Here is an 11,560-nt window from a genome sequence, read left to right on the forward strand (position 1 = left end):
CTTCTATGTTATCTGGTTTTTTGATTATGCCGTGGTCAGTATATCTTTCAAATAACGCTCAAAACTTGGTTTTCCATTTAAAATGGTGTTGATCCAAGCTTGTCGCTCATGTGCAAAGATTTCCAGCTCCCATACACATAACAATGCATTTGTACCATAGGGCGAAGTGGTAATTGCGGTAGGGTTTTCATAACTGGAAAAGAAAATCTTGGTCTGTATCATTTCCCCACCTGTCCACCAATTCAATAAAATCCAGACACCTTCTCTTGCTTCATGTACGATCAAGAATGCCTTTTTATAATTTGGGAGTTCTGTATTTCCTATCTGCTCCAGCCAAGCAGGGAGCGTATCAAAAATATGCTGTAAAGTTTTCCTGGATTGAAAAACCTCCTTATTGGTCACGGTGTATACTTTTACATCCCACATATTGATTTTGTTGACTCCCTTAAATTCAATTGATCTTGGTCGGTAAATAGCAAAGTCAGGTTTCATCTATGTTCTGGTTTCGTATTTTTATATTTTTCAATCAATAGCTCTGCAGCCTTTATATCCTTAGGTTTATAAACACGTTTATTGGATGGAGGATACTTTTTTATCATTGCTTTAGGCCTTATGGGTCTTTTTTCAAAGTTTCCTCCACAACTGGGGCAAATATTCTTGAACAGTTCCAAAGCACATTCACTACAATACGTACATTCAAAAGAACAGATCATTGCTTCTGTTGAGTTATATTGAAGGTCTTTATTGCAGTGCTCACAATTTGGTCTTAATTCCAACATTTATAGATATTTTTCTTTTACGATTTCCATATGCCAGATTTCATGGCCCAATATGGTGAATGCAGCAGCTCTAGCGGACATTGCATTACCATCAGCATTTCCTATGGACATAAGGTCATCGTTAGTTAAGCTGTTCAATAATACTACAGAATTTTCACGATTCACAGTAAACTCGGCAACAAGCGCTTCAATCGATTTCTTTTTGGTCCCGGAAGGTGCTATATAAATATTCTGGTCAAATCCTGCCAATGGCAGTTGATCTCTTCTTGCTATTCTAAAACATCGATACATAAAAATACGCTCGGTATCGATCAAATGTTGAAAAACTTCCTTTACGGTCCATTTATCTTCACCGTATCTAAAGTCTAGTTTAGCTTTTGGTATATTCAGGAAAAAATCAATCACTATATTGCGTTGCGCACTAAAACCCTTTCGAAGTTCCATCGTATTGGAAAGCTTATGAATGTATCTTCCATAATACGGGTTGAATTCATTTTCATTTAATTGTTGTATTGTCATCTTAGGTTATTTTGTATTACAAAGTTAAATTCAATATTATAATCAACTAATTATTTAATAATACAATAAGTGCTTATTGTATTATATTCGAATGTTTTTAGTAAAAAATCCTAATAAATGAATGTGGATGAAACAAATTGGAAAATATTAGAAATTCTACAATCCAATGCAAGAACCGCTTTGAAGGATATTGCCAAAGAAGTTGGACTATCCTCACCTACTGTTGCTGAACGGATCCAAAAGATGGAAGACGCAGGAATTATCGAGGCCTATGCTTCTAAAATCAATATGGAGCGTTTGGGGTATTTACTCGGAGTTTACATCTCCATAAAAATTCGTTTTGGGCAAGTACAACATTTTGAAGCTTATATCTCTTCTGTACCAGAAATCTGCGAATGCCATAAATTGACCGGGCACGATTGTATGCTTATGAAAGGTTATGTTAGAAATCCTAAACATCTAGAAGACCTTAACGAGAGACTGGCCATTTATGGTGAATTGACCACATCGCTCATTTTGAATAGTATAGTCGACAAAAAGATATATACCGCGCCTTTTTAAACTATTTTATTTCCAAAAGAACCGGTTTACCATAGGCCTACGTGCAAAAAAGAAATATGGTCGTCTTTTTTAGCACGTAGGCGTTGGGTTTCCTATTTTTCTGCTTAGGTTTTTGTAAGTGTTTTTATTTTTCACAAACTGCGTCCCCTTTTTGGAAATTCGGAATATTCAAAGCGCATATTTCCTTTGGGATTGTGGTGACTGGGTTACCTTGAATAAGAAATGTTCCCAATTTGGATAGGTTACCTATTTCCTTGGGAAGCTCCGCAATTTGGTTAAAATGCAAAATCAAGTCTTCCAGATTGGTAAGGCTACCTACGGAAGCCGGTATTGTCTTTATCTTATTCTCCCTTAGGTCCAAACGGGTCAAATTGACAAGATTCCCTATTTCGTCCGGTAAGCTCTCGATACTGCTAGTTGTGATATTCAAGCTGGTCAAGTTTGCCATTTGGGTTATTTCTGCTGGGAAAGTTTCTATGTCGGAATTCCCAAACCCGAGTACAGAGAGGTTGTCTAATTGTGCTATTTCTTTGGGGAAAGTGGTTATTAGGTTTCTCCCAAAGAAGAGTGTTTCTAAATTGGTCAGATTACCAATGCTCGCCGGGATTTCCGCTATTCTGTTATCTGAAATATTCAGCTCTTTCAGGTTTTCCAGGTTCCCTATTTCCGTAGGCAGTGTTCCGAGCTGTGTTTGGCTTATTACTAGGGACCTAAGGTTTTTGAGCTCCCCTATTTCTTTTGGAAGACTCTCTAAAAAAAATGATCTTACGATAAAGATAGATTCCAGATTGGGGAGATATTTAATCTCTGGAGGAATGACGCTTATCCTTACCCTCGAAGCAAAAGGAAAATTGAGCCCCGTTACTTTTCCTTCATCATTGAACTTGACGCCTGTCCATCCAAATATTGGCCCATCTAGATTCCATTCGAACTGTAAAACCGGGTTCGCATTATAAATCGCAATAAGGGCCTCTCTTTCCGTCAGTGCTGTAGCGGCCGTATATTCCACCTTGGAACCATCTTCGGCGGTTACGGTATAGGTCACATCGTTGGTAAAGTCCATAGCTACCTTGTTGTCTGGGTCTATGGTTGCCTTGTCCGATAGGGATATCGTAGGCTTCAATGCCGTTACGTCGATCTCGGAAGAGATTGCTATGGTAATCGTTTTGTCTTCCTCATCGATATCTGCTTCGATATCTTCTGAAAGGGCATCATTATCGCTCGCCAAAAACTTGAAGGAGGTAATCACCTTGGCACTTGATCTCCCCAAGGTCACCGTGACCGTATATTTCGCCTCGCTGCCGTCCTCCGCCGTGACCGTATAGGTGACCGCTTCGCTAAAGTCTGTCTCAGCTTTGTCCTTTGGGCTAACGCTCGCTCCTTCCAGTACCGTTATGGTCGGTTTGAGCGTCTTGATATCGACATTCGAGGGTAGCTCTGCCTTTATGGCCCTGTTTCCCTTGTCTATCGTGGCCTTTACGTCTTCCGATAGGCCTTCGTGGTCGGCCGCCAGAAAAGTGAACGAGGTGATTTCGGCTCCACTATTTCCCGTTCCGTTATCGTTGTCATCGTCCTTGCTACAAGCGGATAGTATAAAAAGGCTCAAACATAAAATGCCAAGTTTTTTTAGGGTACTTTGTTTCTTACTCATGAGTTTGGGGTTAAAGTTAAAATTGTCCATTATTTTAGTTTAAAATAAATCGTTCGGTTAAGATTGACGAGTACAAAAGTCGGGGCTAATTCATATTCCTTTTCGTCAAATAATTAATTTTCAAATGGTAAATGAGCCCAAACTAGGCACAAGGCTTTATAAATTCTTAAATTGCAAGTATTACCAAATAGATTACGCTAAAGACTAACCACTAAAAACAAATCACTCCTTTTGAATCTCATTCTAGTATTTTCCGTTATCGCAGGGTATTTTATCCTTTTGATGGTCATCTCTTACTTTACCTCAAAAAATAGAAGCGACGAATCTTTTTTTACGGGAGACCGGGAATCACCCTGGTTTTTGGTAGCCTTTGGAATGATCGGGGCAGGCCTATCTGGCGTTACCTTTGTTTCGGTACCTGGCATGGTAGGCAACAACAGCCTGTTTTTTTATCAATTTATCCTTGGCAATATTGTTGGTTATCTTTTTATCACATTTGTACTTATTCCACTCTATTACAGATTGCGATTGGTTTCCATCTACTCTTACCTTCAAGAAAGGTTTGGTAAAAAAACCTATAAAACAGGGTCATTGTTTTTTTTGGTGTCCCAATCTTTTGGAGCTGCACTTCGGCTTTTATTGGCCAGTAAAATACTTCAGTTTGCTTTTTTTGAGAGGCTGGGAATTCCATTTTTTGTGACGGTCATTATCATCCTTATACTAGTATGGCTCTATACCAATAAATCTGGTATCAAAACCATTGTTTGGACCGATACGTTCCAGACCACATTCCTGATCTTTGGTGCTGTCGCCAGTGTATACGCCATTGGAGAATCGCTGGATCTGTCTTTAGGAGAATCTGTTCAAGCTGTTACGGAACATAAGTATTTCGACATCTTCAATTGGGATGGAAAGTCCAGCAATAATTTTTACAAGCAGTTTATTGCAGGTATCCTCATTGCCATTTCCATGATCGGTCTTGACCAGAATATGATGCAAAAAACACTTACCTGCAAGAATCAGTGGGATGCACAAAAAAACACCCTTACCTATAGCTTGATCCTCGCCCTTACCCAATTTCTATTTTTAGGCCTTGGTATATTGTTGTACATCTATGCTGAAGAAAATGGCATTTTACTTGAAATGAACGAAAAAGGTGTACTTCTAAATACAGACTCATTATTTCCAAACTTGGCGTTGAACCATTTAGGACTCATTGCCGGAATAAGTTTTCTATTGGGAATAATTGCGGCGTCATTTTCCAGTGTGGATTCTGCACTCACCGCACTCACCACATCGTTTACCTATGACTTTTTGAATATTTCGGACAAATCCGGGGAAGAAAAGGAAAAATTAAAAAACAGGGTCCTTTTAGGGTTTTCAGGCATTGTTTTTATTATTATCATGGCATTCTCCAACAGTGAAGGCGATGTCATTTCCCTAATATTTAAAGTGGCGGGTTATACGTATGGACCACTATTGGGAATTTATATGTTTGGTATGTTTACAAAAATGCAGATAAAGGATGGCATAGTTCCCATAATTTGTGTTGTGGCTCCAATTGTCACCTATCTTTTAGGCGTATTCTTTAAATCCCGTTTTAACTTCGACTTCGGGTTTATAAATATTGCGGTCAATGCCTTGTTAACCATTTTGGGGCTTCTTCTTATTCAGAAAAAGTAGCTTCCCTACCCGCTAAAGAACCCCAATAAGCTTCGGTATTTTGTTGAAGCAATTCTTTTAGGATATTTCAAACTACAAGGCAAAATTGTTTATTATTTGAAGTTTTGTTTTCAATAAAAGTCTTTTCTGATTACGGCCACTTATTTTCAACATCTTTCAAGTATTTGATTTTTAATAATTTACACTTCGTTTTAATGCGATTTTAATCATAAAATTTGACCTGGATTTAGGATTGTTGATAATAGTGTGGAAAACCTCCATGCCTTCCACAAAAAATAATGGCAATAAAATTTGACCTTTATACCTCGCTTTTTTAGTATAATTCCAATCACAAGACACTATGGAGATAACGCACGTCATTAAAAGGGACTTTGCTACTCGACCCTTTCAGTTACATAAAATAACAAATGCCATTTTAAAGGCCATGACGGCCGCAGACCATGGAGGCATGGACGATGCCGGCCGTATTTCCCATCTTGTTTATGATGCGCTCTTAAAGCGTAAAGAATTGGACAAAAACTACGTGCCCACCGTAGAAGAGGTGCAAGACTTTGTTGAGAACAAATTGATGGAAAGTGGATTTTTTGATGTAGCAAAGGGGTATATTCTCTATCGTAACGAACAGGCCCAAAAACGCAAGTCCAATATTTTCGAAAAGCGTATCAACCTCAAGCCTTACGAATATCCAGCACTCTACGAGTACGTGCCTGCTATAAGACATTCCTACTGGATCCATACCGAATTCAATTTTACCAGTGATATACAAGATTTTAAGGCGCTCCTTACCAACAAGGAACAAAGTGCCATAAAAAACACCATGTTGGCCATTTCACAGATTGAAGTAGCCGTGAAAAGTTTTTGGGGAGATATTTATCACAGAATGCCAAAACCAGAAATTGGATCAGTGGGAGCTACTTTTGCCGAAAGTGAAGTACGCCATCATGATGCGTATTCCCATTTGTTGGAAATTTTGGGTCTTAATGAAGAGTTCAAAAACTTGAAGAAAAAACCCGTAATCATGAAGCGGGTGCATTACTTGGAAACGGCCCTTAGAAATGCAAAAAGTGAGGATAATAAGGAATATGCAGAATCAATTTTATTGTTTTCCCTATTTATAGAACATGTTTCCTTGTTCTCTCAGTTTTTGATCATCATGGCATTCAACAAGCATAAAAACATGTTGAAAGGAATTTCCAACGTAGTGGAAGCCACTTCAAAAGAAGAACAAATCCACGGAGATTTCGGAATCGATGTTATCAAAATCATAAAAGACGAAAATCCTGATTGGTTCAACGCCGATTACCACAACATGATACAAGATATGTGTAGAGAAGCTTTTGCTTCCGAAAGCAAGATTGTGGATTGGATATTCGAGGAGGGAGAATTGGACTTTTTGCCTAAATCTTTGGTGAACGAGTTTATCAAGAACAGATTCAACAATTCTCTTGAGAGCATAGGCATTGACAAGATTTTTGAGGTCGATGAAGCATTATTGGCCCAAACAGAATGGTTCGATGATGAAATTATCGGTACCAAACATGGCGATTTCTTCGTAAAACGCTCCATTAACTATAGCAAAAGAACACAAAGTATAACCAGTGACGACCTTTTTTAAATGATTGATTCAAAACACACAGCAACCCCTAAAACAACAGAAACAGTATCCGATAGCGATCAGCTTGTAAACGCAAGAAAAGAAGCCTTAAAAAACCTCACCACAGCATCAAGTGGTGGATTTGAATGGCTAACCGAACATAGTAGAAACTTTTTGGCTTCAGGCTATTTGACGCAAGGTTATACTGCGGAACAACGCATACGCGAAATTGCGGATAGGGCAGAACAATTATTGGAGATGCCTGGTTTTTCCGATAAGTTTTATGGCTATATGTCACAGGGTTTCTTCTCTTTGGCATCACCCGTATGGTCCAATTTTGGCAAGGAAAGAGGACTTCCGATCAGTTGTTTTGGATCTCATATCGATGATGATATGGGCAACATTCTTTACACGCAATCCGAGGTAGGGATGATGTCCAAACTTGGTGGTGGTACATCTGGATATTTTGGCAAGATCAGGCACAGAGGAGCTGAGGTAAAAAATAATGGTCAAGCATCTGGTGCGGTCCATATCATGCAGCTTTTTGAGTCTATGGTAGATGTTGTGAGCCAAGGCTCTGTTAGGAGGGGGCGTTTTTCTCCTTATTTACCTGTAGAGCATCCAGATATTATGGAGTTTTTGGAAATCGGCACCGAAGGAAATCCAATCCAAGAGTTGACACATGGTGTCACTGTAACCGACCAGTGGATGCAGGAAATGATAGATGGAGATACTAAAAAACGTTCTATCTGGGCAAAAGTATTACAGCGAAGAGGAGAAATGGGCTATCCCTATATTTTCTTTAAAGATCATGCGAACAACGCTGCGGCTGATGTTTATAGAGACAAAAAACATAGTATTTACGCTAGTAATCTTTGTACCGAAATCATGTTGCCCTCCAACGATAATTGGTCGTTTGTTTGCGTACTGTCTTCTGTAAACCTATTGCACTACGATAAATGGAAAGATACCGATGCCGTGGAGACCATGGTATATTTCCTTGATGCCGTAATAACCGAATTCACCCAGAAGTTAGAAGCATATCGTGATTCCGATGATCGTGAAGACCGACAGACTTTTCTTTTTATGGAGCGCGCCTATAATTTTGCAAAAGAAAACAGGGCTTTAGGATTGGGTGTTTTGGGATGGCATTCCTTATTACAGTCTAAAATGCTTCCGTTCAATAGCCAAGAAGCCTATAACCTCAACAATGAGATTTTCCGTGCAATAAAAGAAAAGTCCTATAAAGCTTCCGAGGAGTTGGCCACCAAATTTGGAGAACCAAAAGTCTTAAAAGGCTATGGTCGACGTAATGCCACCTTGAACGCCATTGCTCCTACTACTTCATCAGCTTTTATTTTGGGTCAAGTGTCACAAGGAATAGAGCCTATTTGGTCCAATACCTATGTAAAGGATATTGCCAAGGTAAAAACGACCATCAAAAATCCGTTCCTGTTAGCACTTTTGGAAGAAAAAGGGAAAAACACCACAGAAGTTTGGAGAAGTATTAGGGATTATGATGGTTCCGTACAACATCTCGATTTCTTGACAGAGGAAGAAAAAGATGTGTTCAAGACCTATTCGGAAATTGACCAACTGGATATTATTTATCAAGCTGCCAATAGGCAAAACCATATTGACCAAGGGCAATCTGTAAATATTATTGTCCACCCAGATATGCCAGTGAAAGAAATCAATAAAATCCATGTTACTGCATGGAAACTTGGCTTAAAATCACTGTACTATCAACATAGCATGAATGCTGCACAAAAATTCAAGCAAAAGAAAGAATGTGCTAGCTGTGAAGCTTAGAAACAGGTCGTGCTATTAAATAGAATGAAACAGTCCTAGGAGTTCAACTTCATAGGACTGTTTTTTTTATAAAACTCTCGAACCTTTATACTATATAAAAAAGAGTTATCGGGACTAGACATCCAAGAGATACAATCCAATTTTTATCTTCCAATAGGGTACCTTCTCTTCAAAATAGTCGAAATACGCTTTTAACCCTTCCGCTTCGGGCAAGTTGATTTTGGCATTTTCAATTTTGGAAAGTTCATCGAGAGTAATTAGTTCTTGAAGGTCTATTTCCTCACCCTGGGCATGCATCTTTATTAAGTGGTTGTAGATAGTATTTTCGGTAAGCTCTCGCTTTTGGGCAATTTCCGAAGGAGATAATCCCTCTTTGAACATCCCAAACGAATGCTCGTGCGTTGGAATTTTTGGTTTTGATGCTTCAACATGAATTGCTATCTCTTTCAGGAAAACTTCGGCATACTTCTCCAATTTGGCTTCTCCCACTCCTGATACTTCGGCAAATTCTAATGGGGTGAGAGGCAATTTGGCTTCCATATCCTTTAAACTGGCATCTCCAAAAACTACATACGCTGGTACACCCTCTTCCTTGGCAATTTCATAGCGGAGCAAACGAAGCTTTTCAAAAAGGCCTGTTTTACTATTTTGCTGCCGTGTTTTCTTTTCAGTTTGTTTCTCCACCTGATTCAGCTCTGCTAATTGCACCTGTTTTTTATGAAACAGGACTTCTTTTGCCAAAGGGGTCAGTGCAATACGATTGTTCTCCTTAAAACTGATTTCCAAAACGCCTTGGTTGAGCAATTGAATTACATACTGTTGCAAATCTTGCCAAGAAACATCTTTTACCGCGCCGTAAGTCTTAATATATTGAAGTCCTTTATCAAATACCTGTGCGTTTTGAGCACCACGAAGCACATCGATAAGGATTCCCATGGGTTCTTGCTCTTTCATACGGGCAACAGCCGAACATATCTTTTGTGTCAGTACCGTCCCATCAAAATAAGATGGTGGAGCTTTACAGATATCACAGTTGCCACAATCCTCGGTAACGTGTTCCCCAAAATAATTGAGCAATGCAATACGGCGACAGCTTAACGCTTCGGCAAATTGCTGCATACGCTCCAATTTAGCATGTTGTACTTGGGCATTTTCGCTTTCGGCTATAAATTTTTGCAGCTGGAATACATCCGCATAGCTATAAAAAAGTAACGTATGGGAAGGCAGGCCGTCACGCCCCGCCCTGCCGATCTCTTGATAATAGCCTTCCAGGTTCTTTGGCAAGTTGTAGTGGATGACCCAGCGTACATTGCTCTTGTCAATACCCATCCCAAAAGCTATTGTAGCGCAAATAATCGATGTACGGTCATTGATAAAATCTTCCTGAACTTTTGTGCGCTCCTCAGCACTCATTCCCGCGTGATAAGCTTGGGCTTCATACCCTGAATTGCGAAGCTGCTCCGCTAACTTTTCTGTACTTTTTCTGCTCAAACAATACATAATCCCGCTTTCATCGGAGCGTGCTTGCAAGAAGTTTAGAATCTGCTTGACACGGTTTTGTCCTGGTCTAACATCTAAATACAAATTCGGCCGGTTAAAAGAGGCCAAATGCCTCGAAGCATCTAAAATTGAAAGCTGTTCTACTATATCGTCTTGTGTTGTTTTATCGGCTGTAGCCGTTAGCGCCATTACGGGAACTTCTGGAAAACTCGTTTTTAAACTTCCCAATTGCTTATATGCCGGTCTAAAATCATGCCCCCACGAAGAGATACAATGGGCTTCATCAACAGCAAACAAGCTAATTTTCAATGCCTCAAAAATCGTATTGAACTGAGCAATGCTTTCCGGTGCAACGTAGAATAATTTCAGTGCTCCATTTTTAAGTTCTTCAAAAATGGCTTGTTGTACTTCTTGTGGTTGTGAACTGTTGTAATATGCCGCAGACACTCCGTTGGCATTCAAAGCGTCAACTTGATCCTTCATCAACGCAATCAACGGGGACACTACGATTGCTGTTCCGTCCATGACCAAAGCAGGCAATTGAAAGCAGAGGGATTTTCCACCACCAGTCGGCATAATGGCCAAAACATCTTTTTTGGAAAGTACATCTTGCATTACTTCCAACTGGTTGGGCCTGAATGAATCGTACCCAAAATGCGTCTTTAGGAGGGGTAAAAGTTGTTGTTTATAATCGATAGTAGGCATGGCCAAATGTAATAAATGTTTGGCTACATTTAGTTGGAACTATAAGGTCAGCCAGTTTCTATTGCTACATATCAAGCATTTTTTACTTGCTCTATTTTCAATTCGGTTTTAATAAACGCATCTTTAGAACTACCACAAACGGAACAAACGTATTCTTCAGGCAGTTTCTGGAATTTCGTGCCTGAATCTATAGCATTTTTACTATCTCCAAGACTTTCGTCATAAACGGTCATACAAGATGGACACTGGTATACTTCGCTTAGTGACATTGCTTTTTCCGAAACTTCGGTTTCTTTAATTTTTGTTGTCCCCAATTGTTCGAAATATTTTTTGCTGAGTTCCATTAGGAGTCCGGGCAATTCAATCTTATCTACATCCTGGGCATAAGAGATATAGTTGTTTGTATTGGGGTCAAACTTTTCAAAATACAACACATTATAGGTGGGTCTTACAGCAAACTCCTTTACAATTTCCGGAGCTTGGTTTTTCTCAACGATCACAGATGAAAAGTGAGATCTCTTGCCCGCTTCATTGCTTATGCCAAACGTGAGTCCGTAGGTACTGATATCGTTTTGGTCAAAACTACGTACCAGAAACTTTTTAAGTTCCAGAGCTTCAGCATCATCAACAGGTAAATGCCTGTTCATTTCCAACTGCGAATGCCTGACATTAATTCCTCATTGTCCCGAAAAACGTTGGTGGCTGTTGCAGAACTCCTATAATTGTCAATTTTTGCTTTAACCAATGTGCGGAAAT

10 protein-coding genes are annotated in these 11,560 nt (G+C 39.4%); 4 read left to right on the plus strand and 6 right to left on the minus strand.

Going from position 1 to position 11,560, the window contains the following annotated elements; genetic code table 11:
* Window positions 1-24: 24 nt before the first annotated feature.
* The 3 genes from KIM67_RS13295 to KIM67_RS13305 are packed head-to-tail and all read right to left on the minus strand — an operon-like array spanning window position 25 to window position 1,298.
* Window positions 25-492, minus strand: coding sequence for a hypothetical protein (locus tag KIM67_RS13295; protein WP_213832046.1), 468 nt, complete (start codon window positions 490-492; stop codon window positions 25-27).
* Window positions 489-779: a DUF1272 domain-containing protein gene (locus KIM67_RS13300; protein ID WP_213832047.1), complete on the minus strand. Its 291-nt coding sequence runs from the start codon at window positions 777-779 to the stop codon at window positions 489-491. Before KIM67_RS13300 ends, KIM67_RS13295 begins: the two co-directional genes overlap by 4 nt.
* On the minus strand, window positions 780-1,298 hold the full coding sequence (locus KIM67_RS13305) for a DinB family protein (protein ID WP_213832048.1): 519 nt from the start codon (window positions 1,296-1,298) through the stop codon (window positions 780-782).
* A 117-nt stretch (window positions 1,299-1,415) separates the two neighbouring features.
* Here KIM67_RS13305 and KIM67_RS13310 point away from each other — a divergent pair, with 117 nt between their 5' ends.
* Window positions 1,416-1,859 (plus strand): Lrp/AsnC family transcriptional regulator, encoded by a 444-nt coding sequence (locus tag KIM67_RS13310; RefSeq protein WP_213832049.1) that lies wholly within the window; start codon window positions 1,416-1,418, stop codon window positions 1,857-1,859.
* 124 nt (window positions 1,860-1,983) lie between these two features.
* Here KIM67_RS13310 and KIM67_RS13315 read toward each other — a convergent pair whose 3' ends face one another.
* Window positions 1,984-3,510, minus strand: coding sequence for a DUF5018 domain-containing protein (locus tag KIM67_RS13315; RefSeq protein ID WP_213832050.1), 1,527 nt, complete (start codon window positions 3,508-3,510; stop codon window positions 1,984-1,986).
* A gap of 231 nt (window positions 3,511-3,741) precedes the next feature.
* Here KIM67_RS13315 and KIM67_RS13320 point away from each other — a divergent pair, with 231 nt between their 5' ends.
* From KIM67_RS13320 to KIM67_RS13330, 3 genes are all read left to right on the plus strand, one after another.
* Window positions 3,742-5,193 (plus strand): sodium:solute symporter, encoded by a 1,452-nt coding sequence (locus tag KIM67_RS13320; RefSeq protein ID WP_250149260.1) that lies wholly within the window; start codon window positions 3,742-3,744, stop codon window positions 5,191-5,193.
* A 340-nt stretch (window positions 5,194-5,533) separates the two neighbouring features.
* Window positions 5,534-6,808, plus strand: a complete 1,275-nt coding sequence (locus tag KIM67_RS13325) for a ribonucleotide-diphosphate reductase subunit beta (RefSeq protein WP_213832051.1) — start codon at window positions 5,534-5,536, stop codon at window positions 6,806-6,808.
* On the plus strand, window positions 6,809-8,599 hold the full coding sequence (locus tag KIM67_RS13330) for a ribonucleoside-diphosphate reductase subunit alpha (protein WP_213832052.1): 1,791 nt from the start codon (window positions 6,809-6,811) through the stop codon (window positions 8,597-8,599).
* Window positions 8,600-8,713: 114 nt separating this feature from the next.
* Here the strand turns inward: KIM67_RS13330 and recQ are convergent, their stop codons facing one another.
* Together recQ and KIM67_RS13340 are read right to left on the minus strand one after the other, a co-directional pair.
* Window positions 8,714-10,804, minus strand: coding sequence for a DNA helicase RecQ (recQ, locus tag KIM67_RS13335; RefSeq protein ID WP_213832053.1), 2,091 nt, complete (start codon window positions 10,802-10,804; stop codon window positions 8,714-8,716).
* 71 nt (window positions 10,805-10,875) lie between these two features.
* Window positions 10,876-11,451 carry a rubredoxin gene (locus KIM67_RS13340; protein WP_250149261.1) on the minus strand — a complete coding sequence of 192 codons (576 nt, stop codon included), beginning with the start codon at window positions 11,449-11,451 and terminating at the stop codon, window positions 10,876-10,878.
* Window positions 11,452-11,560: the final 109 nt, after the last annotated feature.

The organism is Flagellimonas sp. 389 (assembly GCF_018449435.1).
In the GTDB taxonomy this organism is placed as follows: domain Bacteria; phylum Bacteroidota; class Bacteroidia; order Flavobacteriales; family Flavobacteriaceae; genus Flagellimonas.

Coding starts and splice junctions, on each gene's coding strand:
- recQ (WP_213832053.1), bottom strand. CDS start 10,804: ATGCCTACTATCGATTATAAACAACAACTTTTACCCCTCCTAAAGACG.
- KIM67_RS13295 (WP_213832046.1), bottom strand. CDS start 492: ATGAAACCTGACTTTGCTATTTACCGACCAAGATCAATTGAATTTAAG.
- KIM67_RS13315 (WP_213832050.1), bottom strand. CDS start 3,510: ATGAGTAAGAAACAAAGTACCCTAAAAAAACTTGGCATTTTATGTTTG.
- KIM67_RS13300 (WP_213832047.1), bottom strand. CDS start 779: ATGTTGGAATTAAGACCAAATTGTGAGCACTGCAATAAAGACCTTCAA.
- KIM67_RS13325 (WP_213832051.1), top strand. CDS start 5,534: ATGGAGATAACGCACGTCATTAAAAGGGACTTTGCTACTCGACCCTTT.
- KIM67_RS13310 (WP_213832049.1), top strand. CDS start 1,416: ATGAATGTGGATGAAACAAATTGGAAAATATTAGAAATTCTACAATCC.
- KIM67_RS13305 (WP_213832048.1), bottom strand. CDS start 1,298: ATGACAATACAACAATTAAATGAAAATGAATTCAACCCGTATTATGGA.
- KIM67_RS13330 (WP_213832052.1), top strand. CDS start 6,809: ATGATTGATTCAAAACACACAGCAACCCCTAAAACAACAGAAACAGTA.
- KIM67_RS13340 (WP_250149261.1), bottom strand. CDS start 11,451: ATGAACAGGCATTTACCTGTTGATGATGCTGAAGCTCTGGAACTTAAA.